Origin of the sequence: Desulfovibrio legallii, from assembly GCF_900102485.1 — a bacterium.
Taxonomy (GTDB): domain Bacteria; phylum Desulfobacterota; class Desulfovibrionia; order Desulfovibrionales; family Desulfovibrionaceae; genus Desulfovibrio; species Desulfovibrio legallii_A.
Map to the genome: position 1 here is coordinate 92,388 of NZ_FNBX01000003.1, position 23,964 is coordinate 116,351.

Here is a 23,964-nt window from a genome sequence, read left to right on the forward strand (position 1 = left end):
GAGCTGGCAGATTTTTCGGGAAAATTTCTTGCCTTTTGTTTTGGATTGGACTATATAACCGTTTCGCGCGGTCATGCCCGCCCAGAGGTGCTTTTGACGCCGGGCCTCGTTTTTGCCGCCAATTTTTTTGCATCTGCGGAGGAAAATATGAGCAAGGAATGCGTGTTCTGCGGCAAAAAGCCCCAGGTTGGCAATCTTGTGAGCCACTCCAACATCAAGACCAAGCGCCGCTTCGCTCCTAACCTGCAGCGTGTGCGCCATCAGTTCCCGGACGGCAGCGTGCGCACCCTCACCGTGTGCACCCGTTGCCTGCGCTCCGGCGTGGTGACCAAACCCCTGGTGCGCAAGCAAGGCTAAACCTGGATTTTTTTCGAAAAGATTTCTGCGGCACGGCCCCGGCTCTTTTCTGTCGGGGCCGTGCCGCGTGTTTTTTCCGCCCGATCCCCGCCCTGTTTTACCTGCCGCTGCGCAACCCAGTCCGCTTTTGCCCCGTACTGTCCAAAGAAAAAAGTTTTTGAAGGGGATATGTGGGGAAGGGGGACTTTTGCCCACAAAAGTCCCCCTCCCCCACAAAAATTTTCCTTCTTGAGGCCAGCATGCGCCAATGCTAGCATGCCGCATGCCTGCCTTTGCTTCTTCTCGCCATTCTCTGCCGGCCGGACGCTGGCGCGTGCGGCGCAGGCCCGGTTCCGTCCCCGCATTCTGGCGCAAAGTTCTGGAAGTGGACGGCGCTGCGGGCTATGCCCGCGCGCGCGATCGTCTGCTGGTGTTGGAGGCCTGCCGCATCCCTTGCCGCACGGCGACGGTGGGAGGGGCTTTGCACGTCTATGTGCCGCCTTTGCTGGAACAGCGGGCACGGCAGGAGCTGGCGGAATTTGTGCGGGAGCAGCAGCCGCGGCCGCCGGAAACGCCGTGGCGGGCTTGTCCCCATGCGTACCTCTCGGTGCTGGCCTTGTTGCCGCTGGTGCTTTGGCACGGCTGGCGGGTGGGCTGGTGGCCCGCTCCCGGGCTGCTGCCGCCGCCGGAAACCTGGGCCGCCGCCGGCATGCTGGATGCCGTACGGGTGCGGGTTTTCGGAGAATGGTACCGGGCCGTCACGGCCCTCACCCTGCACGCGGGCCTCACCCATTTGTGCGGCAATGTGGTTTTTGGAGCGTTGTTTCTGACCCTGCTGGCCCGGTGCACGGGCGCGGGCGCGGCCGTGCTGCTGGCCCTGCTGGGGGGGGCTGCGGGCAATGCGCTGACCGTGCCCTTGCGGCCCGGGGCTTTTACAAGCCTGGGCTTTTCCACCGCGCTGTTCGCCGCCATAGGGGGTCTGGCTGGGGCTATGGCCCGGCGGGAAGGGCACTGGCGCAAGGCCATGCTGCCCGTGGCCGCCGGGGCGGCCTTGCTGGCCATGCTGGGGACGGAAGGGGAAAATACGGACTACCTGGCCCATGTGGCCGGGCTGGCCTGCGGCCTGCTTCTGGGCTTGCTGGTCGGGGGCGACGCCAGATGGCACACGGCCGCCTGGCGGCAACTGGCGGGCTTTGTTCTGGCTCTGGCCCTGCCCGCGGCCGCCTGGGTGTGGGCTTTCGCCGCGGCGGGGCGGTAGGCCGCCCCACCGTGGTCGGCTTACAGAATATACTGGCTCAAATCCTGATCGCTGCGCACATCCTGCAGTTTTTCCGCCACATAGGCCTTGTTGACCACCACCTGCGCGCCGGGCATTTCCGGCGCGTCAAAGGAGAGGTCAGCCAGAATCTTTTCCATAATGGTATACAGCCGCCGCGCGCCGATGTTTTCCGTGCGGGCGTTGGTGTCTTCGGCAAAGGCCGCGATTTCTTCCAGGCCGTCGTCCGTGAAGCTCAGGCGAATCTGTTCGGTCTGGAGCAGGGCCGCGTACTGCTTGGTCAGGGCGTTGTCCGGCTCTTTGAGAATGCGCAAAAATTCGTCCTTGCCCAAGGGCTGCAACTCCACGCGCAGGGGGAAACGCCCCTGCAGCTCCGGAATCATGTCCGAAGGCTTGCTGAAGTGGAAAGCCCCGGCGGCAATAAAAAGGATGTGGTCCGTGCGCACCATGCCGTACTTGGTATTGACGGCGCTGCCTTCCACAATGGGCAGCAGATCGCGCTGCACGCCTTCGCGGGAGATGTCCGAGGTGCGGTTCTGTGAAGAGCTGGCGATCTTGTCGATTTCGTCGATAAAAATAATGCCGGTCTGCTCCACACGCTCACGGGCGCGGTCCACCAGGGCGTCCTGATCCACCAGCTTGCCGGATTCTTCCTGCACCAGCACGTTGAAGGCGTCGCGCACCTTCATTTTGCGGCGGCTGCACTTGGGCGGAAAAGCCTTGCTGAACATGTCGCGCATCTGGCCGCCCACCTGCTCCATGCCGGGGATGGCAAAAACGTCCACGCCCATGCCGCCCTGTTCGGTCACTTCCAATTCCACTTCGCGCTGGTCCAGAAAGCCCAGGTGGAACTGCTGCAGGAGCTTCTCCCGCGTGTCCGCGCGCTCGGTCATCCCGAAGGAGCTGGGCAACAGCAGATCCATAAGGCGAGACTCGGCCGCGGCTTCGGCAGCCTTGCGCACGCGGGCGTTTTCTTCCTCGCGCACCAGGTTGATGCCTATTTCCATAAGGTCGCGCACCATGGATTCCACATCCCGGCCCACATAGCCCACTTCCGTGAACTTGGTGGCCTCCACCTTGACAAAGGGCGCGCCGGAAAGTTTGGCCAGCCGCCGGGCTATTTCCGTCTTGCCCACGCCCGTGGGGCCCATCATGATGATGTTTTTGGGCGAAACCTCGTCCCGCAGCTCCGGATCCAGGTGCTGCCGCCGCCAACGGTTGCGCACAGCCACGGCCACCATGCGTTTGGCCTGTTCCTGTCCAATGACGAATTTGTCCAGTTCGGCCACAATCTGCCGGGGAGTCAACGTGCTCATCAAAAGCTCCTGCTTGGGGTCACTACCCTTGTAGTATAAGCACCTTCCGGCGTCTGGCAAGCCGCCGCCCGGCTTGCGGTCCGGCCGCGCTCCGCGTATATTATTTCAAGAGCAGATTCCTTTTAAGAATATGCAACCGCAAAGGTTACGGCACCGCTCGTTCCGGCGCTTGCCAGCGCAAATAACTTGCGCTTACGCCTCCACGGCGAGCGTCTGCTCACGCAGCCGAACGGCATTTCAACGTTGCAATGCCGTAAATGACGCAACCTGCTGTCAGGAATAATTATTGACAACTCAATGCGCCTGCGGCACAGTGATGGGAACCCGAACACCAAGGAGTTTACTATGGATACAGTTACGTTTAAGGGTGGCACCATGCATCTGAGTGGCAACCAGCCCGTTGCAGGTCAGAAAGCGCCGGACTTCACCCTCACCGCCACGGATATGAGCGCCAAAAGCCTTAAAGATTATGCCGGCAAGGTGCTGGTGCTGGTAACCGTGCCTTCGCTGGATACGCCGGTGTGCGATATGGAAGTACGCCGCTTCAACAAGGAAGCCGCCGCCCTTTCCGACAAAGTGCGCATTGTGGCCGTAAGCCGCGACCTACCCTTTGCCCAGGCCCGCTGGTGCGGGGCCGCCGGGGTGACGGCGGTGCAGACCCTTTCTGATTACAGAGACGCGAGCTTCGGCAAGACCTACGGCGTGCTCCTCAATGAGCTGCACCTGCTGGCGCGCTCCATCTTTGTGGTGGGCCCGGACGGAACCGTGGCCTACAGCCAGATCGTGCCCGAAGTGACCCACGAACCCGACTACGCTGCCGCGCTGGAAGCGGTAAAAAAGCTGGCCTGAGCGGTAAAATAACTGGCGCAAACACGCCTTCAGGCGACCTGGGGGGGGCGCTTGCCCCCCAAGGCTCGCGTCGTTTTCCCCAAAGCCCGTCAGACTGCAAACGGGGGCGAAACATCCCCGTGCATGGGCGCTTTTGCGAAGGCCATTGGCCACGCCAGACGAACCGCGCGCCACGCAGCCCTGCCGCGTGTGCCCGTTGTCGCTCTACTGCCCTTTCGCGCCAGGGCAGCCGCCGAAACACGCAAAAGGCGACCGGCTCGGACGGCCCCTGCGGAAAGCATACCCCTGCACGGTCCAACGGGCGCCGACTTCATTTTTTACGCCGCGCGCGTTCCCGCGTCAGGGGCAGGGCCAGCCCTGCGACCAGAATCTGCCCTACGGCCAGCGTCACATCCCGGTCCAGCCAGGCAGCGGCCAACACCAGCCCCGCGCCCAGGAACAACGCCCAGGCCCGGCCCAACACATAGCCCGCGGCCTGCACAGCCGCGCCCAAAAGCAGTAGCCCCCCGGCCAGCCACACCAGGGCGTCGGTGGGCGGCAGCCAGAGCGTCAGGGGCGTTGCGCCCGCAGACGACGCCACGGCGGCAAATGCGGGTTCTGGCACGGGGCCCTATTCCCAGACCAGGGCGCGCCAGCTTTCCTGCGCCGCCTGCCGAGGCACGGGCAGCCCTTGCGCCGCATAGGCCGCGATGACGCCTTCGGCCTGAATGTCCAGCAGACCCGAAAGCACCAGGCAGCCGCCGGGGGCCAGGCAACGCACAAGATCCGGGGCCATTTCCGTCAGCGGGCGGGCCAGGATGTTGGCCAGGATCACATCATAGCCCGTTCCAACGGCGGCCTCCACGCCGCCCAGGCCCAGCTCCAGCTGGGGCACGGCATTGCGGCGGCGATTTTCTTCCGCGTTTTCCACGGCCAGGGGGTCGATATCCAGGCCCAGGCCGTGCAGGCCGCTTTTGCAGCAGGCTATGCCCAGCACCCCGGAGCCCGTGCCTAAGTCCAGAAAGCGCTGCCCGGCATGCACGCGCCCCGCGTCCAGAAGGCCGGAAAGCACCTCCAGGCAAAGAGCCGTAGTGGCGTGGTGGCCGGTGCCGAAGGCGCTTTTGGGCTCAATAATAATGGGGGTTTTATCCGCAAAAGCGGGGTCGTCCGCCAACCAGGGCGGCAGCACCACAAAGCGCCCGCAGACGACAGGGGTAAAAAACTGCCGCCAGGCGGCCAGCCAATCCTGCGCCTCCAGGTTTTCCACCGTGCAGACGGCCCCGGGCAGCCAGGCCAGGCTGTCCTGGCGCAGACTCTGAATAAAATCCGGATTTTCGCAGTGCACGCGAAAAACCGTTTCCCCCGTGGGCCGGCTCTGTTCCTCCCAGCCAAAGGGAACGCGCAGGGTCAGAAAACCCGTGGCGCGGTGGAAATCCACCTCGGGAACGGTCAGCTCCAAGCGAAAAATCTGTTTCATGACATCTCCTTGCACAGCGGCAGTCTGCCAGATTTCCACGGCGGGGTCGAGCCCGCGCGGCCTTGAGGATTGCCTTGCGGGGGGAAGTCGGGTAAAAATTTCAGTTCGCCCGTCCATGTCCCCACCCACGCCCATGAGGAAGGCCTTCCATGACCCCCGATGAAGAACTGAGCGCCCTGCTCGCCCGCATCCGCCAGGATTTTGATGTCGCTTTTGAGCCCCTGGCCGTGGACGACAGCACCCTGGAGATACTGTCCATCCGCAATATGCCCACGTACATCAACAAACTTTTGCAGCGCAAGGCCGTGCGCGACCCCCTCAAAGACTTGCCCCTCTGGGCTAAGGTCTGGCCGGGATCTTTTGTACTGGGCCGCCTGCTGCGCAAATACGCGCCCGAAGGCAAAAGCCTGCTGGAACTGGGCGCGGGCTGCGGCGTATTGAGCCTGGTGGCGGCGCGCTACGGCTTTGCGCGCATGGTGGTGAGCGACGTGGTGGAAGACGCCCTGCGCTTTGCCAGGGCCAATGCCCTGCACAACGGCCTGGGCCAGCGCCTGGAAACTGCCCGGGTGGACGTGACCGCGCCGGGCCGCGACCCGCGCTTTCCGGAAGGATTCGACATCATTGCGGCCTCGGAGCTGCTTTATCTGGAGTCCCTGCACCGTCCGCTGGTCAAATTTGTGGACCGCCACCTGGCCCCCGGCGGCAAGGCCCTGTTCTGCACGGACATGGCCCGCGCCCAACCCCACTTTGCCAAGCTGGCGGCCAAAACCTTCCGCCTTACAGAGGGCCACATCGGCGTCACGGCGCACGGCGAAGACGGCCAGGACCAGCGCCGCCTGTACAGCATTCTCATTCTGGAGCGTCCATGAACACCCTGCCCCGCATTGTCCTGCATTCCTGCCCCAAGGCCTACACCCGCGACCTGGACAAAGCCATGAGCCCGGCCCAGACCATCGCCAGGGTGCGGCAGCGGCTGACGACCTCCCGCCTGGACGTGCTCAGCCGCACGCGCCGCGTGGACGTAGGCCGCCTGGGCATCCCTGTTTTTCTCAGCGAGTGCGGCGCGGACGCCCGGCGCATCATGCCCACGCGCAAGCAGATGGGCAAAGGCTCCTCAGCGGAGCAGGCCGAGGCCTCGGCCCTCATGGAGCTCATGGAGCGTTTCTCCTTCTTCCACTTCTGGCAGCAGCGCCCGCAGTTGCGAGCCGCCTCCTGGAGCGAAGCGGAAAAGCTGTTCGGCGCGGACCTTCTGCCCGTGGAGGAAATGCTGCGCTCCGTGGAGGAAACGGGTCTCACGCCGGAGGCGGCCCGCCGCGTGCTGGATTGCTGCGTCTGGCAGTTTTTTCCGGCCACCTGCCTTACTGCCGACAAAACCGTCTGGCTGCCGCTGGACTGGTTTAAGCTGCTGGGGGAATTCAACGGCACTTCGGCGGGCAACACGCCGGAAGAATCCCTGCTGCAAGGGCTCTGCGAACTGGTGGAACGGCACGTCTGCTGCCGCATAGACCGCGAGCGCCCCACCCTGCCCACCATCACGCCCCAATCCTGCCGCGCGGACCCGGTCCTGGGCGAATTGCTGGCGGATTTTGAGCGGCAGGGGGTGCGTCTGCTGCTGAAGGATTTCTCCCTGGGCATGCCCGTGCCCACGGTGGCCGCCCTGGCCTGGGATCCGACCACCTTTCCCCGCAGCTCCGAAATCGTTTTTACGGCCGGCACGGCGGCCTCGCCGGCCAAGGCGGCCGTGCGCGCCGTGACCGAAGTGGCGCAACTGGCGGGCGATTTTTGCACCAACGCCTGCTATGAGGCCTCAGGCCTGCCCAAGTTTACCGAGCTTGCGCAGACGGACTGGCTGCAGGAAGGCCCCGCCGCGGCGCTTGAAAGCCTGCCCAGCGTGGCGCACGACGACATCCTGGAGGAGCTGCGGGCGGCCCTGGCCGGGCTTGCGCCCATCAACGTCTACGCGGTGGAGACCACCCACCCGCAACTGGGCATCCCCACGCACTACAGCATAGCCCCCGGCTTGGCCTTCCGCGAACGGGACCGCAACCAGAGCCTGGGGCTGTTTGTGGGCCGCAAACTGGTGGAAGAAGCGGACGAAGCCACCGCGCGGCAAGGGTTGGACGTGCTGGCGGCAAGCTATCCCGGCGCGCACTTTTTGCCGTTTTTTGAAGGCCAGCTGGCCCTGCGCGCCCAGGACTGGAATACGGCCGCGTCCTTATTCGCCGCCGCCTGCCCTCTGCAGCCCGACCCGGACGCGCGCGCCCTGGCCACCTTTTATGGAGGCTATACCCAGACCCTGGCCGGGCGCTGGAAGGAAGCCATCCCCATCCTGGCCGCCGCCGCGGAGCTTTGCCCGGAAATGAAGGAATACGCCAACCTGCTGGGCGTGGCTAGGTTCAAGACCGGCGATTACGACGGCGCGGCCGCGGCCTTTGCCGCGGTGCTGCGGATGGACAAAGGCTCTGCCGTAGACCTGGCCAATCTGGGCCTGTGCGAAAAATTCCTGGGCAAAACAGCGGACGCCCGCGAGCACCTCTGGGCCGCCCTGGAGCTGGACCCCGGTCTGGACTTCGCCCGCCGCCACCTGGCTGAACTGGAAGAAAAGCAGTCTTAGGGCATTGCAACTTTGGATGCCCTGGCGGCTGCGCGAGCAGACACCCGCCGTGGAGGCGTAAGCGCACTATATTTGCGCTGGTAAGCGCCGAAACGAGCGTGCCGTAAACTTTGAGTAGGACTATTCTCAAAGTTAATCTGCGCTAAGGATGCGCCTGGCAGGGTTGGCGCCGGCGGACGCAGCCCGGCTGCGCGGCCGGGCCAGGGAGGCGTGGCTTGCCGCCCCGCTGGCCGCCCTTCAGGCGTAGTTTTACCACAGGCTGCGGGTCTGCACGCTGCACCGCGCGCTCTGGCCCGGCGTGAGGTCGGCGGCCTCCGCCGCCTGCAGCCGGATGCGCACGGGGATCAGGGCCTGCGGCGCATCGGTCACGCTCCTGTCGCGGGCAGGCGCGCCAAAGGCCCCCTCCGCGCTGCGGGCCGGGGCTTGCCCCGTCGCCGCAGGCGCAGCCGCCGCCAGTACGGCCTCCACGCTGCCCGTAAGCTCCGCGCCGCTCTGCTCCAGGCGCACGGCGCAAGGTTGGCCGGGCTTGATCCGGCGGGCGTCCTCGGCGGCAAAATAGGCCTGGACCCAAAAACCGCCGGCCGCCTGTTCCCCACGCGGCAGCAGCAGCGCCACGGGTTCGTCCTTCGTCGCCGTCCGCCCAGGGACCGTGAGCACCCGCAGAACCCTGGCGTCCTGCGGCGCATAGAGGGCCGTATCCGCCACGGGCACGGGCATGGGCACGACGCTGCCGCCGCCAGGGCGCTGCCCATAGCGCCCGCGCGAGGCCGCCTCCTTATAGCGCAGCAGTTCATTGCGCACCCGCCCCAGTTCCTGATCCAGGGCCGCCCTGGCGCGGCTGGCCTCCTCAAAGGCGGTTACGGCCCGTTCCATGGCCGCGCGGGCTTCGGCCTCGGCCCGCTGAGCCGCAGCGTAGGCACTCTGCCCCGCCGCACGCGGCCCGCCCTGGCTGTCCAGCCCGCGCAGGTGGAGCTGGGCGCGCACATGGGCGGCCACGCGCTCCTGCCGCTGCCGCTGCCGGGCGTCTTCCTCGTTTCGGGCCTGGGCCAGACGGCGCACCATATCCCGCTCCGCCGCTTCCGCGTCCTTAAGGCGCGCGGCGGTCTCTTCTCTGCCGGGGGGCCCCGCCATGCGCCGCAGGCCGTCGGCCTCGCGCGCGGCCTCGGCCAGGCGGCGGTTATAGTCGGCGGCGTCCAGCCGGGCCAGCACCTGCCCCCGGCGCACCTCCTGCCCCTCCGTCACGGGCACGTCCACGACGCGGGCCGTATACTGCGGGGCCACGGTAAGCACCATGCCGTCCAGCACCGCACGGACGCTCTCCAGCCGCCCGGCTTCCGCCCACAGCCAGGCAGCGCCCAGGGCCAGCAGCACCAGAATCCACAGCGGCAACAGCCGCAGCCAGAGCGGAGCTTTGCTCCTGACGGCTTTGGGCATGGACAGATAGACGGGTTCGCTCATACGGACTCCTGCGGGGCGGGAAGAATGCCGAGGCCCCGCTCCGCCCTATGCAGATACCGTACCAGGGGCACTTTACAAGGCCGCCAGGGGCGCATACAACGACGCTGGTGCGGGCCTGCGAGGGCCCCGCGTCAAATATTCGCCGGAGGCTTGTGGATGCTGGCTAAGACGATACTGCGACTGAGCGCCCTGCTCTGCCTGGGCGCGCTGGTGGGCTGCGGCAGCACGCGCCCGGTGACGGTGGTGCAGAAGGACCAGTTTGTCCGCATGGCCCATGAAATGCCCAAGGAACTGCAGGCCCGCAACCTTCTGGATAAGGACGGCTCCTATGTGGCTCCCTTTTCCTTCGCCGGCTTCAGCGACTACGGCGAAACCCTTTTCCGCCGCCTGTCGCCTTCCTTCATGAAGGCGGATACCGCCCACGACGTCTACCTGGGGGCCACCTTTGCGGCCACCCTGCAGCCGGACAGCCGCGTCAAACGTTGGTCCAACGGCTTTGCCATCAACCACGCCACCCAGAAAGTGACGGTGAACATGGTGGCCATTGCAGATTGGAACAACGACGGCGAGGACGAATGGATCGTCTCCTGCCTGGTGGAACCCAAATGGGGCGGGCGCACGCGCACCTATTATGTGCTGGTGCCGCCGCCCCGCTCGGACAAAGAAACGCTCAAGGGCACCCTGGCGGCCATTTACGAATGCTTCGGCCTGGCCTGCAGCCTCTATGTGCGCGACAGCCGCGTCATTGAGCGGGATGCGGCCGATCCCCTGGCCCCGCCCACCATTGTGCAGGATGTGGTGCCCGGGCTCCAGCCCGTGACGGAACCGCCCAAAACCGGCGGCCCGGACAAGGGCGGCCTGGAAGAACGCAACCTGTAGCGGCCCTGCGGCGGCAAGCCCCTTGCCTCCGGCAACCGCAGGCCCCGCCCCGGCGCAGTTTGCGCTCTTGCGCGGCGCGTGGTCAGGCGCTGCCGCCCCTGGAGCAGATTAAAACTGTGCGAACAGGCATACTCAAAGTTTACGGCACGCTCGTTTCGGCGCTTACGCCTCCACGGCGGGCGTCTGCTCACGCAGCCGCCAGGGCATTGCAACGTTGCAATGCCCTACTCGTTTATCGCCAGCAAAGGCGGCCGTTCGTAACCGCCCTGCAGGCCGCGCGGGCTGAGCACAATCTGCCAGACCTGCAGATCGCGGGCGCGGAAGGCCCCGGCGCAGCTCAACAGGTAATACTGGAACATGCGCGCCACCTTGTCCGAGCAATGGAAGGCCCCGACCGCGCGTCCCTGCGTAAAGTTGCGGGCCCAGGCCATGAGGGTTTTATCGTAGTTGGCACCGAGGTTGTGCCAGTCTTCCATGACAAAACGGCCGGCGACGGCCTCGCCGATGCGGGCAATGCTGGGCAGGATGCCGTTAGTGAAGATGTACTTGTTGATCCAGGGGTCTACCGAGCGCATGGTCTTGTTGGCCCCGATGGTGTGCAGCAAAAAGAGGCCGTCGGGCACGAGCAGGCGGCGCACCGTATTCATGAATGTCTTATAGTTCTTATAGCCCACATGCTCAAACATGCCCACCGAAACCACGCGGTCATAGGCGCCGGAAAGGGAGCGGTAGTCCTCCAGCAGCCATTCCACGTCCAGGCCCCGGCTGTTGGCGCGGGCGTACTCCACCTGCGCTTTGGAAACCGTAACCCCGGTGACGCGCACGCCGTATTCCCGCGCCATGTAACGGCCCAGGCCGCCCCAGCCGCAGCCGATGTCCAGCACGCGCATGCCGGATCTGAGCCCCAGCTTGCGGCAGATAAGGTCCATCTTGTTGCGCTGGGCCTCCGCCAGGCTTTCCGCGCCTTCCCACAGGGCGCAGCTGTACTGCATGGCCGGGTCCAACATGGCCGTGAACATGTCGTTGCCGAAATCGTAGTGCTGCACGGCCACCATGCGCGCCCGGCCCACCCGCTGCAGATTGCAGAGCGTATAGGCCAGAACGCCCAGCAGCACGGGCGGGCTGAAGCGGAAGCGCCGCTCCAGACCGCCGCTGAGGATGCGGTAAAAAAAGGCGTCCAGGGCTTCGCAATCCCACCAGCCTTCCATATAGGCCTCTCCCAGGCCCAGATTGGCGTTGCGCAGCACTCTGGCGTAGAGCTTGTCGTTGTGAACTTTGATGTCCCAGGGGCGGGAACCGTTGATGGTCACGTCCACTGAGGCAAGCATCTTCCGGATGTAGGACTGGAACATGGCGTTTCCCTCGTGTGACGGCGCCGCCCGACGCGCTGCCGAGGCCCGCTGCCGGACGCGGGGCCTGTGACGGCCCCTTTTTTTGCACCTACATCCAACACGAAAAAATGACAACCCGCCCAGGGGCAGGTTCACGCCCCGCCGCTTGCCTCCGGGCCCGCCGCCTGCATGGGCGCGGGGGCCCTGCCCGGCGCGGCCCGTAAGGCCGCCTGCAGGGTTTCCGTCGGCAAATCTGCAAGGGCTTCCACCACAGTCTGGTCAAAGCCCTGGTCCGCGCGCAGTTGCCGCACGGCCTCTTCCGGGCTCATGCCCACACGGTAGGAACGGGAGCTGGTCATGGCGCAAAAGGCGTTGACCACCGCAAGAATCCGGCCGTTGGCGTCAATGGCCGCACCCTGGAGACCGCGGGGGTGCCCGCTGCCGTCCATGCGCTCGCCCATGGCGTATACGGCTTCGGGCACGGGCAGGTCAAAGCGCAGATCGCGCAGCACCTGATAGGCGTATTCCGGCGCGCGCATGACCTGCTGCTGTTCCTCCGGGTTCAGCCGGCCTGTCTTGGTCAAGAGGTCGCGCGGCACAAACAGCCGCCCCACCTGTGAGACAAGGGAAGCCATGCGCAGGGTTTCGCCTGCCCGCTCTGAAAGCCCCAGGCGGGGCGTTAAGGCCTGCACCAGGCGCTCCATTTTCTGCGAATGCCCCACCAGATTGGGATCCACGCTTTCCACCGCGCGGATCAGGGCGGCCATGCTGCTGGCCTGACGGGCGCGTTCGGCCTCGGCCCGGCGGCGAAATTCCGTAATGTCCTGAAAAATGCCCACGCAACTGTTGGGGGCCTGGCCGCCGCCCTTCTGTTCGTCCTGCTCCGCAAAGGGGAACAGGGTCACGCGGTAAAGCCGGGCCGCTGCGCCCTCCCCCAGGGTTATCTCCAGGCTGCCTGCGGCGTCCTCTTTATCCACGCCCTGCGCCTTGCGCAGCAGACTCTGGGCCACCGGATCGGGCAAAAGCGCCGTCAGAAGACTGTCCGTCACCTCGTCTTCCGTGCGCCCCAGCATGCGGGCAAAGGCGGGATTGCACATCAGCGCCCGCCCCTGGCCGTCCACCAGCAAAAGCCCTGCCTGCAGGGAGGCGTTAACGCTGTCCAGAAGGGCCTTCTGCCGCTGGATGAGCACATACAACCCCTTGAAGTGCCGGGCCGTGGCCCGGTGCGCACGGCTGACCAGCATAGCCCAGACAAAGGCCAGCAACAGGGCCGCGCCCAGGCTGCCCAGAATCCCCAGGCCGTAGATCTGCTTTTTCTGTTGCAGCAACAGGCCTTCCACGCCGGCGGCCGGCGCTTCCGCCACAATGCGCCAGCCCAGGTCGGGCAGGGCGCTCTCCACCGCGTAAACCGGGCCCGCGCCCAGCGCGCCAGGGCGTCGCAACAAGACTGACGGGGCCGGGGCCGGGGCTTCACGGAGCGGCTCCAGGCGCACCGCGCCAGCTTCCACAGCCAGCGCCTCAGGCCCCTCCGCCCCCAGCTGAAGCAGCAGGGGCGCGAACAGGCGCTGCTGCTCTGGGCCGACAGTCAGGAACGCAGCCAGCGGACCGTCCATGGGCACGCTGACCAGCAGGGCGGCCACGGCGCGGTTCTTGCCGCCCTGCCCCAGCACTTCGTACAAAGGCGCGGCCACGTCCATGACCAGCCCGCCGCCCAGAGGACGCACAGGGCCGTAGCGCACGGCCCGCTGTTCCATGGCGCTTTGGGCCAGGGCCCACTGCGCCGCGCCCAGTTCGGGGGCGTCGGCGTCCGCCACCAGATTCTGCCCCTGCGGCCCGACGATGCGCGCCGCCGCCCACTGCCGTCCCCGGGCGGTATCGCGCAGCAGATCCCACAAATATTCCTTTTGCTCCGCCAGACCGGCCACGGCCGCATCGTCGCTCCGGGCGGCGTCGGGGGCGTCGAGCGCGGCGACGGAAGCGGGCGACAGCGCGCCCACGTCCACGGCATAGAGGCGGAATATTTCCGCCGCGCTCACAAAGCGGATCTGCTCCAGCAGGTTGGCCTCCCAGGCCCGGACGGCTTCCAGGGATTTGTCCACCCAGGCCTGCTGCGTATCGCGCTGGCCCGCCAGAATCTCCTGGGTCACGTTGCGCAGCTGCAGGCTGCAGAGCACATAGGCCACAGAGGCCGTCACCAGCAGCAGAAACAGGCCTGCCAGGGCCACCGCCATTTTTTTCAGCCGGTAGCGGTCGGGAACCTTTGTTGCGGAAAGTTCTGTACGCATAGTTCTCTCAACCCGTTGCAAATCCGGGGCTGCGGCCACAGCCGCCTCCCAGGGTTAGGGGGTTCGGGTCACCCGCAGGTGGGCCCAGCGGCCCTGTTCGTTGACCGAATACTGCGGCCGGTACTGGCGCAGCCGGTTGTGGGGCAAAACGGCGTTACTGAGATTATCCAGAATATAGGCCGTATCGTCCATATAGACGGCCAGCACCGCGTGCCCCAGGTTGCGGACGGTGTCGCGCACTACTACAATACGCATGGTTTCGGGCGCAACGCCCAGTTCTTTGAGGGTAAAATACTTGACGATGGCGTAATCCTCGCAGTCGCCGGAGCGGCGCAGGAATTCCGCCGGGATGGCCCAATAATCCTCCTTACCCCATACGTCCCTGTCCTCCCGGTACGGCCAGGTGTTCCAGAAGCTGTTGACGTAGCGCAGCAGGGCCATCCCTTGCTTCCCGGCGGCCCCGGCCCGGAACTGCCCCCAGGTGACGCCCCTTTTCAGCGCCCGGTCGGACGTAAAAATGGAATTTTTGGCGTTGCGCCGGAGCAGCTCCAGCCAGCCGGGCAGGGAGGACAGGGGACGTTTGAACTCCACTGTGCCGAACAGGCGCACCGTTTTGCGCGGGGGCGCAGACGGCGCGCTGGCCCGCGACGCCTCCCGGACGACGGACGGGGCGCTTTGCTGCCGGGCGAGCGCCTCCAGCGCCGCAGCAGGGAGGGAAGACCGAACCGGCGACGGCGAAGCGGGGGGCGGCGTCTGCGCTGTGGGGGTCTGGGCCGCAGATGCCTGGGAAGACGCCTGCCCTGCCGGCAGCGCCGGGGCTGCAGTATCCGCAGGCTGCGGTGAAGCCGGTTTGTCCGGCTGCACGGCGGCTGACGCAGCGTCAGCGGCGTCTGCAATCTTCGGAACAACCGACGCCGGAGCGGGAAGCGGAACGGGGGAAGGCTCCTGCGCTGCCGCAGGCGCAGGGGCGGGGGCCCCGCGCGCCGCACGCGCAGAGGCGGCGGAGACGCTGGCCGGCGAAACGGCGGGCTCGTCCGCGCGCACCGCCAGACCAGGCGGATCTTCCCGCGCGGCCTGCACGTCCCGACCCCATTGGGGCGCAAGGCCCACGCACCAGAGCAGGAGGGGAAACAGAAAAAAAATCCCGGTCAGGAGCGCAACGACTCCGGACCGGGAATAACGGCGCTTCATAGGCGGTCCACGGGCGGCTGGATTGCAGGGGCGTACCCCCTACTCTGCCATTGGCCGGAGCGGAAGGCAACGGCTGGGGGGCGACAAACATCCGCTCTCTCCGGCTGGGCGACGCATCCCCCACACGCTGCCGGCGGCTGCGGGGGTTTCCCACAGCCGCCGGGTGAACCTGCTGCCGGAGGCAGGGCTTTCTTTTTACTGCCGTACATTAAAGCAGATTAACTTTGAGAATATGCATTCTCAAACTTTACGGCACGCTCGTTTCGGCGCTTAACAGCGCAAATAAATTGCGCTTACGCCTCCAGGGGGCGCCTGCTCACGCAGCCGCCAGGGCCTTTCAAAGTTGCATGCCCTAAAAAGCGGGCATGATGCCCTTGGGCACCAGCACTTTTTCAATATACGCCTTCACTTCCGGGGACTGCACGGCCTTGACCAGGGCCTTGGCCTTGGGGCTGTCCTTATCCGCCGCGCGCACCACAATAATATTGGCGTAGGGGGATTCGCTGCCTTCCATGGCCAGCGCGTCCCGGGCCGGAATAAGGCCCGCCTCGCCCGCAAAGTTGGTGTTGATGACGGCGGCGGTCACGTCCTCCAGGGTGCGGGGCAGCTGGGCGGCGTCCAGCTCATGGATTTTGAGGTTCAGGGGGTTCTTGGTGATGTCGGCCACGGTTGCCAGCGCACCGGGCTTGACGCTGATGACGCCCTTGGCCTCCAGCAGGCGCAGGGCGCGGGCCTCATTGGTGGGATCGTTGGGCACGGAAATGACGTCGCCCTTTTTGAGCTGGTCCAGCTTCTTGATTTTTTTGGAATAGATGCCCAGAGGTTCAATGTGCACCTTGGCGATGGACACGAGCCCCAGGTTCTTTTCCTTATTCATATTGTCCAGATAGGGCTGATGCTGGAAAAAGTTGGCAAAAATCTGCTTGCCGGCCAGGGCCATGTTGGGCTGCACATAATCGGTAAAATCCTTGAGCACCAGGTTGTAGCCTTCCTTGGCCAGCAGGGGTTTGGCCACCAGCATGATGTCCTTGTGGGGGAAGGGCGTGACGCCCACCACAATATCTTCGGCCGCCTGAGCGGGAAGGGCCATGGCCAGCAGCAGCACCAGCGAAGAGAGCAGACGTTTCATACGGACTCCTTTGAGCAGAAGGTGAAAGCCGCGCCTCAGCGCAGCAGTTTGTAGAGCAGATTGCAAAGGCCCTGGATGACCAGCACCAGCACGCAGAGGATCACCACGGAATACACCATGATGTCCACCTGGAAGCGGTTGTAGCCGTATTTGACGGCCAGGTCGCCCAGGCCGCCGCCGCCCACAGTGCCAGCCATGGCCGAATAGCCCAGCAAGGTGATGGCGATGACCGCCACGTTGAGCACAATGGAAGGCAGGGCTTCGGGCAGCAGCACGCGAAAGATGATCTGCCCGTTGCTGGCCCCGAAGGAGCGCGCCGCTTCGATGACGCCCTTATCCACTTCCAGAAAACAGCCTTCGATCAGCCGGGCCACAAAGGGAGCCGCCGCCACTGTAAGGGGCACAATGGCCGCCGCGCTGCCGATGGAGGTGCCCACCACCAGGCGCGTGAAGGGGATGATGGCGATAAGCAGAATGATGAAGGGGAAAGAGCGCAGCAGATTGACCACAAAATCCACCGCCTGATAGACAGGACGGCAGGGCCGCAGGTTCATGAAGGGGTTGGTCACGATCATGAGAATGGCCAGCAGAAACCCGCTCGCCAGGGAAAATACGGTGGAGAGCAGCACCATCTGCAGCGTCTCCCAGGTGGCGGCGACGATTTCCGGCCACTTGTCCAGCAAGCGCTCCCACAGGGGCCAGAAAACCTGCGCCGCCGCGCCCATGCCAGCCAGTTGCTCAGTCATGCGCCGCCTCCCCGGCTTCTTCGGGACCGTCCAGAATCTCCCAGTACAGGCGGTTCTCCTTCAGGTAGCGCAGCACGGCCTCCCTGTTGCGGTCCGAAACGTTGATGATCAGAAAGCCGAACACGTCGTCCAGGTAGCGCTCCAGCTTGCCCCCCACAATGGAAAAATCCAGATTCAGAGTCCGGGCCATGTGGGTGATGACCGCCTGCTGCGAAATCTCGCGCGGGAACATGAGCCGGATGTTGGTGCCGCCGGGAATGAGGGTGTATTCGTTGTCCGCAAAGGCCTGCATGTCTTTGCCGGGCGCGAGGAAGAGCTCCTCCGTGCGCCCCAGGCCCACGGTGCGGCCGTTGTCCAGCAAAAGCAGACTGTGGCAGAGGCGCTTGACCACCTCCATCTGGTGGGTGACCATAACGATGGTCAGGTGCAGGCGCTTGTTGATGTCCTCCAGGAGGTCCAGGATGGAGGCCGTGGTCTTGGGGTCCAGGGCCGAGGTGGCCTCGTCGCAGAGCAGCACCTGCGGGTTCAGGGCCAGGGCGCGGGCAATGCCCACGCGCTGCTTCTGCCCGCCGCTCAGGCTCTGCACCCGCTGCCGGGCCCGGTCCGCCAGGCCCACCAGCTCCAGCAGCTCCATGACCCGTTCACGCGGGTTGCCCTTGTGCCAGATGGACAAGGGAAAGGACACGTTGTCAAAAACATTCTTGCGGGCCATGAGGTTGAAATTCTGAAAAATCATGCCCATCTTGCTCTGCAGCTCGCGCAGACGGCGCCCTTCCAGGCCGGCCACCTCCACGCCCATGACCTTGACGCTGCCCTTCTGGTACGGCTCCAGGCCGTTGAGACAGCGCAGCAAGGTGGATTTGCCCGCGCCGGAATGCCCCACGATGCCAAAAATTTCGCCTTCGTGCACGCACATCTCAATATTGTGCAAGACCTCGTGCGCGCCGTAGCTCTTACAAAGACCGCTGACCTCTATCATCCGCCTTCTGCCTGCTGCTGAACCTCAATACAGATATCCCAACCCACCGCCCTTTTTACGAAAAAATGGCGATCCCGCTGCGAACCGGCGGGACAGACCAACAAAGCCGCCCCGCCGTCCGCGCGTCTATTTGCCGAACAGAATTTCCTGATAATTGGGCAAGGGCCACAAATCGTCGGCCACGCGGGTTTCCAGCTGATCCGCGTAGCGGCGCACTTCCAGCATCTGCGGCAGCACGTCGTTGCAGTAGCGGCGCGCCGCGTCCATGCCCAGGCCCTGGGCCTCCACGTCCGCCAGCACTGCTTCCAGCCGCCCGCAGGCGTCCTGCAGGCCGCGCAGGCACTCGGTCACCTCGTCCAGGGTGCGGGTGCGGGCCTCCTTGCCCACGGCCTGCATCTGCGCCGCCGTGGCGGCCAGCTCCCCCTGATAGCGCATGCCCGCGGGGAAGATGACGGTGCGGGCCATGCGGATGACCAGGTTGGCCTCGGTGCGCACGCTTTTGCAGTACTGCTCCAGGTAGATTTCCTGCCGGGCCTTGAGCTCCGCCCGGTTGAGCACGCCGTGCTTTTCATAGAGGTCAACAACCTCAGGCCGGACCAGCTCAGGCAAGGCCTCAGGCGTGTTGCGCAGATTGGGCAGGCCGCGGCGTTGGGCCTCCTTGTGCCAGACTTCGGAATAGCCGTCGCCGTTAAAGATGACCGCGCTGTGCTCGTCCATAACGTGACCGATAAAGGATTCCAGCGCGGCGTTAAAGGGCGTGCCCGCGGCCAGCTTCCGTTCCAGCCAGTCGGCGGCGAAGCCCAGGGAATCCGCCATCATGGCGTTGAGCGCCGTAATGGAGCCGGCAGCAGACTGGCTGGAGCCCAGGGCCCGGAACTCAAAGCGGTTGCCCGTAAAGGCCACGGGGCTGGTGCGGTTGCGGTCGCCGGGGTCCGCGGGCAGGCTGGGCAGGGTATCCACGCCCAGGTTAAGGGCCCGGCGCTTTTTGCCGCTGGCGGCTTCCTCCACCCTTCCGGCGCGGAAGGCCTCAAAGACCTCCGTGAGCTGGTCGCCCAGAAAGATGGACATGATGGCGGGCGGGGCCTCGTTGGCGCCCAGGCGGTGGTCGTTGCCGGCGCTGGCCACGGTGGTGCGCAGCAGGCCGCCGAACTTGTGCACGGCGCGGATCATGGCCGCGCAGAAAACCAGAAACTTGGCGTTGGCGTGCGGGGTCTCGCCGGGGTCGAACAAGGTGCCCAGCTCGGCGTTGCCGATGGAATAATTGAGGTGCTTGCCGGAGCCGTTGACGCCCGCAAAGGGCTTTTCATGCAGCAGGCATTTGAGGCCGTAGCGCTTGGCCACGTTGCGCAGCATGGACATGGTGATGTGGTTGTGGTCCACAGCCAGGTTGCTGACCTCGTAGAGGGGCGCGATCTCGTACTGGCTGGGGGCCACCTCGTTGTGGCGGGTGCGCACAGGCACGCCCAGCTTGTACAGCTCCCGCTCCACTTCCATCATGTAGGAAAGCACGCGCTGCGGGATGACCCCGAAATACTGGTCGCTGAATTCCTGGCCCTTGGCCGGACGCGCGCCGAACAGGGACCGCCCGGCGATCTGAATGTCGGGCCGGGCGAAGTTGAAGTTGTGGTCAATGCAGAAGTATTCCTGCTCCAGCCCGGCGTAGGAAACCACGGGGTGCTCGGTCTCTTCGTTAAAGAGGCGCAGCACGCGCTGGGCCTGGCGGTTGAGAGCCTGGGCCGAGCGCAGCAGGGGCGTCTTTTTGTCCAGGGCCACGCCTGTCCAGGAAAGGAACATGGTGGGGATGCACAAAAACGTGCCGTTGGGATTCTCCATAATATAGGCGGGGCTGGTCACGTCCCAGGCCGTGTAGCCGCGCGCCTCAAAGGTGGAGCGCAGGCCGCCGGAAGGAAAGGAAGAGGCGTCCGGCTCACCCCGGATGAGCATGGAGCCGGAAAATTCGGCAATGACCCCGCCGTTGCCGTCGGGCATCAGAAAGCTGTCGTGCTTTTCCGCCGTCTGGCCCGTAAGGGGATAAAAAATGTGGGTGAAGTGGGTAGCCCCCTTCTCAATGGCCCAGTCCTTCATGACCGCCGCCACGGTGTCGGCGATGGCGGGGTCCATGCGTTCGCCGAATTCAATGGTCTTGCGCAGGGCCTTGTACACGCTTTTGGGCAGGCGCTCGCGCATGATCCGGTCATTGAACACGTTGCAGCCGAAAATCTCTGTGGGCTTGGTATCCGCAAAGTTGAGGGGGGCCGCTTCCGGCCGGTAGCCGGTGATGGCCTGAATGGCGTCGTATCTGGCGGTATTGCTGCTCATGACAGACCTCTTGCAGGAAAAGGGGGGATTGAGAAATGCGCTGCCGGGGAAAAGGCTCCCATCCGGGCGGCGTCAGAACAGCTGGCATGAAAAGCGCTGACCGCTGCTGACGCAAACGCCATAGCGGCAGGCGCGGCCCGGCTCTGCAACGCTGCGCCTGCGCGGGCGGCGGCCCTGGCCCAAACGCCTGCGCCAAAGCGCTGCCCAAAAGCTGAAGCCGAGCGCCCGCCGCGCCGTTGCGCTGGGGCCGGCCGCCCAGACCAAACAGACAAACCGGGCGGACCGGGCGGGCGCCGCCCTTGCGGCGGGCCCCCGCCCGCAGCGCACGGCGTCAGTTGACGCTCACGATTTCTATCTCAAACATCAGGCTCTTGCCCGCCAGGGGATGGTTGGCGTCCAGGGTAATTTCTTCCGGGCCCACTTCCGTGATGGTCACGTCCATCTGGCCCTGCTCGTTGGAAAGCTGCAGGGGCACGCCCACATTAAGAGGAATGTGGTCCGGCACCTGGGCGCGGGGCACGGTGAAGATCAGCTCCGGGTCCGCCTCGCCGTAGGCGTCTTCAGGGGCGATGGTCACGCTGACCACGTCGCCGGCCTCATGGCCTTCCACGGCGCTTTCAAAGCCCGGGATGAGCATGCCCTGGCCCTGCACGAATTCCAGGGGATCGCGCTCCCGCGAGGAATCGAATACCGTGCCGTCGTCAAGGGTGCCCGTGTAGTGCGCGCGCACCGTGTCGCCTTTTTTAATGCCCATAACTACTCCGTTGTCTGGGGCGGGCCGCCGCCGGCCAGCTCGCCGGCCGTGCAACGCGCCCTTGATGAAGATAGCAGAAAAACACGCCGCAGGCCTTCTGTCAATGCGGGCGGCCCTCAGCGCCAGGGCGAGCGCATCTTAATCTTTGAAGAAATGGGCCTCTGCGAAGTTTGGGTTCAAGATGGAGTGTAGCCCGCTCTTTTGGTGGGCATCTTTTGCGGCGTCCTTGCTTTAGCCAGAGAGAAGGCTATTCTCAGAATAATTGATCACCGGCAAACGCCAGCTTTCCCAGTTTGTTACCGGTGATTAATTAGAGGCGGCGCCCCTGATCCGGGCACTTGCGCCTGGCGCGGTTTTGGGCAATACTTCCGTTCCGAATCTGTAAGGGGAGCCTGACCATGCAAAAAGTAAAAAAAGTCGTTCTTGCCTATTCCGGGGGCCTGGATACCTCCGTCATCCTCAAGTGGCTTATTGAAACCCACCACTGCGAGGTCATCGCCCTCACCGCCGACCTGGGCCAGCCCGAAGACCTCTCCGGGGTGGAGGCCAAAGCCCTCAAAACCGGCGCTTCCAAGGCCTATGTGCTGGACCTGCGCGAAGAAATGGCCAAGGATTTCGTCTTCCCCATGATGCGCGGCGCGGCCCGCTACGAGGGACGCTACCTGCTCGGCACCTCCATCGCCCGGCCGCTCATCGCCAAGGCCCTGGTGGACGTCGCCCGCAAGGAAGGCGCGGACGCCGTGGCCCACGGGGCTACGGGCAAGGGCAACGATCAGGTCCGCTTTGAGCTCGCCGTAAGCGCCCTGGCCCCGGATATCCGGGTCATCGCTCCCTGGCGCGAGTGGGAGCTTATGTCCCGCACGGCGCTCACCGCCTTTGCCGCAAAGCACGGCATCCCCATTTCCAGCGGGGCCAAGCGCTACAGCATGGACGCCAACATGCTGCACACCAGCTTTGAAGGCAGCGAGCTGGAAAACCCCGGCAACGAACCGGACGCTTCCTGCCACGAGCGCTGCGTGCCTGTGGAGCAGGCCCCGGACACGCCCGAAATCGTCACCGTGGATTTTGAACGCGGCAACCCCGTGGCCGTCAATGGAGAGCGCCTCTCCCCGGCCGCAATCATCCGCGTGCTGAGCGAAATGGCCGGGCGCAACGGCATCGGCCGCGACGACATGGTGGAAAACCGCTTTGTGGGCATGAAGTGCCGCGGCGTGTATGAAAACCCGGCCGGCACCCTGCTCTACAAGCTGCACCGCGATCTGGAAGGCATCTGCATGGACCGCGAGCTGCTCGGCATCCGCGATATGCTGGCCGTGCGTTACTCCCAGTGCGTGTACAACGGCTTCTGGTACTCGCCGGAGCGCGAAGCCATGCAGGTCTTTATGGATAAGGCGCAGGAAACGGTCACCGGCAGCGTGCGCGCCAAGCTCTACAAAGGCGGCGTCTGGCCCCTGGCCCGCACCTCGCCCCTCTCGCTCTTTTCCGAGGATCTGGCCACCTTTGAAGGCGGCGACTACGACCACAAGGACGCGGCGGGCTTCATCCGCCTCAACAGTCTGCGCCTGCGCCAGTTCGCCGCCGTGCAGCGCAAGCTGGGCGCATAGGCCGGAGGCGGCATGAGCACCAATCAGAGCTGGGGCGGACGCTTTGCCGAGGGCCCGGCGGAGGCCGTGGCCCGCTACACGGATTCGCAGACCTTTGACCGCGCCCTCTACGCCCAGGATATCCGCGCTTCTCAGGCCCACGCCCGCATGCTGGGCCGCCAGGGCGTCATCACGCCCCAGGAGGCCAGCGCCCTGGTGGAAGGCCTGGAGCGCGTGCGGCGGGAAATTGAAGACGGCAGCTTTGTCTGGCGCTCCGAGCTGGAAGACGTGCACATGAATATTGAGGCGCGGCTTACGGAACTCGCCGGCGAGGTGGGCAAAAAGCTGCACACCGGCCGCAGCCGCAACGATCAGGTGGGGCTGACCTTCCGCCTTTTTGTGGCGGACAAGCTGCGCGCCTGGCAGGAGGGCGCCGCGACCCTCTGCGCGGTGCTGCTGGACAGGGCCGCGGAGCACCGCGACGTCATCCTGCCCGGCTGCACCCACCTGCAGCCCGCGCAGCCTGTTAGTCTGGCCCACCACCTGCTGGCCTACGCCTGGATGTTCCGCCGGGACGTGGAACGCCTTGACGACACCCTGGCCCGGGTGCGCGTCTCCCCCCTGGGCGCGGCCGCCCTGGCGGGCACCACCTACCCCCTGGATCCCGCAAGCGTGGCCGCAGAGGTGGGCTTTGCCGGCATCTACGGCAACTCCATGGACGCGGTTTCCGACCGGGACTTTGTGCTGGAGGCCCTGTTCGGCGGCTCCCTCGTCATGATGCACCTCTCTCGCCTGTGCGAAGAAATCATCCTCTGGGCTAACCCGGCCTTTGGTTTTGTGCGCCTGCCTGACGCCTACTCCACGGGCTCTTCCATCATGCCGCAAAAAAAGAATCCCGACGTGGCCGAGCTCATGCGCGGCAAGACCGGGCGCGTCTACGGCGCGCTGCTGGGCCTGCTGACGGTCATGAAGGGCCTGCCCCTGGCCTATAACCGCGATATGCAGGAAGACAAGGAAGGCTTTCTGGATGCGGACCGCACGGTCTCGTCCTCCCTGCGCATCATGGCCGGCCTGCTGGAGGAAATCGCCTTCCGGCCGGAGCGCATGCGCGAAGCCTGCAAGCTCGGCTTCCTCAACGCCACGGAGCTGGCCGACTATCTGGTGGGCAAGGGCCTGCCCTTCCGCGAGGCGCACCACATCACGGGCCAGGCCGTGGCCGCCGCCGAAAAGGAAGGCAAGGGCCTGGAAGAGCTGACCCTGCCGGAGCTGCAGGCCCTGGATCCGCGCATCGACGACGACGTTTACAGCGTGCTGGCCTATACGGCGGCCGTGCAGCGCCGGGAAACCCCTGGCGGCACAGGCCCCCATTCGGTCAGCCGGCAGCTGGAGCAGCTCAGGGGCTGGCTGGACCTCTTTCACACTTCCCCAAACAGTTGAGGGCCGCACAACCGCCCCGGTGAACC

At 65.2% G+C, this 23,964-nt stretch carries 21 protein-coding genes; 8 read left to right on the forward strand and 13 right to left on the reverse strand.

Translation table 11 applies throughout. The annotated features are described in order from the left end of the window. Positions 1-147 precede the first annotated feature (147 nt). Positions 148-357 (forward strand): 50S ribosomal protein L28, encoded by a 210-nt coding sequence (gene rpmB, locus BLS55_RS02695; protein WP_092152959.1) that lies wholly within the window; start codon positions 148-150, stop codon positions 355-357. On the opposite strand, the gene BLS55_RS02700 is transcribed toward rpmB, so the two are convergent. Then, a complete protein-coding gene (locus BLS55_RS02700) occupies positions 354-614 on the reverse strand; it encodes a hypothetical protein (protein WP_143339501.1) in 261 nt (86 codons plus the stop codon). The two genes, rpmB and BLS55_RS02700, sit on opposite strands and share 4 nt — an antisense overlap. Before the next feature lie 5 nt (positions 615-619). Between BLS55_RS02700 and BLS55_RS02705 the strand changes: the two genes are divergently transcribed. Then, on the forward strand, positions 620-1,594 hold the full coding sequence (locus BLS55_RS02705; protein WP_092152825.1) for a rhomboid family intramembrane serine protease: 975 nt from the start codon (positions 620-622) through the stop codon (positions 1,592-1,594). A 20-nt stretch (positions 1,595-1,614) separates the two neighbouring features. Here the strand turns inward: BLS55_RS02705 and hslU are convergent, their stop codons facing one another. Next, positions 1,615-2,928 (reverse strand): ATP-dependent protease ATPase subunit HslU, encoded by a 1,314-nt coding sequence (gene hslU, locus BLS55_RS02710; RefSeq protein ID WP_092152826.1) that lies wholly within the window; start codon positions 2,926-2,928, stop codon positions 1,615-1,617. A 345-nt stretch (positions 2,929-3,273) separates the two neighbouring features. On the opposite strand from hslU, the gene tpx reads away from it, so the two are divergent. Next, on the forward strand, positions 3,274-3,777 hold the full coding sequence (tpx, locus tag BLS55_RS02715) for a thiol peroxidase (protein ID WP_092152827.1): 504 nt from the start codon (positions 3,274-3,276) through the stop codon (positions 3,775-3,777). A gap of 310 nt (positions 3,778-4,087) precedes the next feature. On the opposite strand, the gene BLS55_RS02720 is transcribed toward tpx, so the two are convergent. Both BLS55_RS02720 and BLS55_RS02725 read right to left on the reverse strand, forming a co-directional pair. Continuing rightward, positions 4,088-4,381 carry a hypothetical protein gene (locus tag BLS55_RS02720; protein ID WP_092152828.1) on the reverse strand — a complete coding sequence of 98 codons (294 nt, stop codon included), beginning with the start codon at positions 4,379-4,381 and terminating at the stop codon, positions 4,088-4,090. Between the two features lie 6 nt (positions 4,382-4,387). Then, positions 4,388-5,233: a 50S ribosomal protein L11 methyltransferase gene (locus BLS55_RS02725; RefSeq protein ID WP_092152829.1), complete on the reverse strand. Its 846-nt coding sequence runs from the start codon at positions 5,231-5,233 to the stop codon at positions 4,388-4,390. A 149-nt stretch (positions 5,234-5,382) separates the two neighbouring features. On the opposite strand from BLS55_RS02725, the gene BLS55_RS02730 reads away from it, so the two are divergent. Together BLS55_RS02730 and BLS55_RS02735 are read left to right on the forward strand one after the other, a co-directional pair. Further along, entirely contained in the window at positions 5,383-6,102 is a 720-nt protein-coding gene (locus tag BLS55_RS02730; protein WP_092152830.1) for a class I SAM-dependent methyltransferase, read from the forward strand. Then, the gene (locus BLS55_RS02735) at positions 6,099-7,847 is read left to right on the forward strand and encodes a YcaO-like family protein (protein ID WP_092152831.1); all 1,749 of its coding nucleotides are present in this window, start codon (positions 6,099-6,101) and stop codon (positions 7,845-7,847) included. Before BLS55_RS02730 ends, BLS55_RS02735 begins: the two co-directional genes overlap by 4 nt. A gap of 249 nt (positions 7,848-8,096) precedes the next feature. On the opposite strand, the gene BLS55_RS02740 is transcribed toward BLS55_RS02735, so the two are convergent. Next, positions 8,097-9,305: an HlyD family secretion protein gene (locus tag BLS55_RS02740; RefSeq protein WP_092152832.1), complete on the reverse strand. Its 1,209-nt coding sequence runs from the start codon at positions 9,303-9,305 to the stop codon at positions 8,097-8,099. 156 nt (positions 9,306-9,461) lie between these two features. On the opposite strand from BLS55_RS02740, the gene BLS55_RS02745 reads away from it, so the two are divergent. Beyond that, positions 9,462-10,184 (forward strand): hypothetical protein, encoded by a 723-nt coding sequence (locus tag BLS55_RS02745; RefSeq protein ID WP_092152833.1) that lies wholly within the window; start codon positions 9,462-9,464, stop codon positions 10,182-10,184. A 224-nt stretch (positions 10,185-10,408) separates the two neighbouring features. Here the strand turns inward: BLS55_RS02745 and cfa are convergent, their stop codons facing one another. From cfa to BLS55_RS02785, 8 genes are all read right to left on the reverse strand, one after another. Continuing rightward, entirely contained in the window at positions 10,409-11,536 is a 1,128-nt protein-coding gene (gene cfa / locus BLS55_RS02750; protein ID WP_092152834.1) for a cyclopropane fatty acyl phospholipid synthase, read from the reverse strand. Positions 11,537-11,667: 131 nt separating this feature from the next. After that, positions 11,668-13,800 carry an HD domain-containing phosphohydrolase gene (locus BLS55_RS02755; RefSeq protein WP_092152835.1) on the reverse strand — a complete coding sequence of 711 codons (2,133 nt, stop codon included), beginning with the start codon at positions 13,798-13,800 and terminating at the stop codon, positions 11,668-11,670. Positions 13,801-13,854: 54 nt separating this feature from the next. Beyond that, a complete protein-coding gene (locus BLS55_RS12240) occupies positions 13,855-14,391 on the reverse strand; it encodes a transglutaminase-like cysteine peptidase (RefSeq protein WP_257243111.1) in 537 nt (178 codons plus the stop codon). 952 nt (positions 14,392-15,343) lie between these two features. Continuing rightward, complete coding sequence (locus BLS55_RS02765) at positions 15,344-16,120, reverse strand: MetQ/NlpA family ABC transporter substrate-binding protein (RefSeq protein WP_092152837.1); 777 nt, start codon at positions 16,118-16,120, stop codon at positions 15,344-15,346. A gap of 35 nt (positions 16,121-16,155) precedes the next feature. Next, positions 16,156-16,866: a methionine ABC transporter permease gene (locus BLS55_RS02770; RefSeq protein ID WP_092152838.1), complete on the reverse strand. Its 711-nt coding sequence runs from the start codon at positions 16,864-16,866 to the stop codon at positions 16,156-16,158. Continuing rightward, complete coding sequence (locus tag BLS55_RS02775) at positions 16,859-17,845, reverse strand: methionine ABC transporter ATP-binding protein (protein ID WP_092152839.1); 987 nt, start codon at positions 17,843-17,845, stop codon at positions 16,859-16,861. The genes BLS55_RS02770 and BLS55_RS02775 overlap by 8 nt, the downstream gene beginning before the upstream one ends. Before the next feature lie 126 nt (positions 17,846-17,971). Beyond that, entirely contained in the window at positions 17,972-20,164 is a 2,193-nt protein-coding gene (locus BLS55_RS02780; RefSeq protein WP_092152840.1) for a glutamine synthetase III family protein, read from the reverse strand. Between the two features lie 331 nt (positions 20,165-20,495). After that, positions 20,496-20,918, reverse strand: a complete 423-nt coding sequence (locus tag BLS55_RS02785) for an FKBP-type peptidyl-prolyl cis-trans isomerase (protein WP_092152841.1) — start codon at positions 20,916-20,918, stop codon at positions 20,496-20,498. Between the two features lie 398 nt (positions 20,919-21,316). On the opposite strand from BLS55_RS02785, the gene BLS55_RS02790 reads away from it, so the two are divergent. Both BLS55_RS02790 and argH read left to right on the forward strand, forming a co-directional pair. After that, positions 21,317-22,522 carry an argininosuccinate synthase gene (locus BLS55_RS02790; RefSeq protein ID WP_092152842.1) on the forward strand — a complete coding sequence of 402 codons (1,206 nt, stop codon included), beginning with the start codon at positions 21,317-21,319 and terminating at the stop codon, positions 22,520-22,522. Positions 22,523-22,534: 12 nt separating this feature from the next. After that, positions 22,535-23,938 carry an argininosuccinate lyase gene (gene argH, locus BLS55_RS02795; protein ID WP_092152843.1) on the forward strand — a complete coding sequence of 468 codons (1,404 nt, stop codon included), beginning with the start codon at positions 22,535-22,537 and terminating at the stop codon, positions 23,936-23,938. The last annotated feature ends 26 nt before the right edge of the window (positions 23,939-23,964 follow it).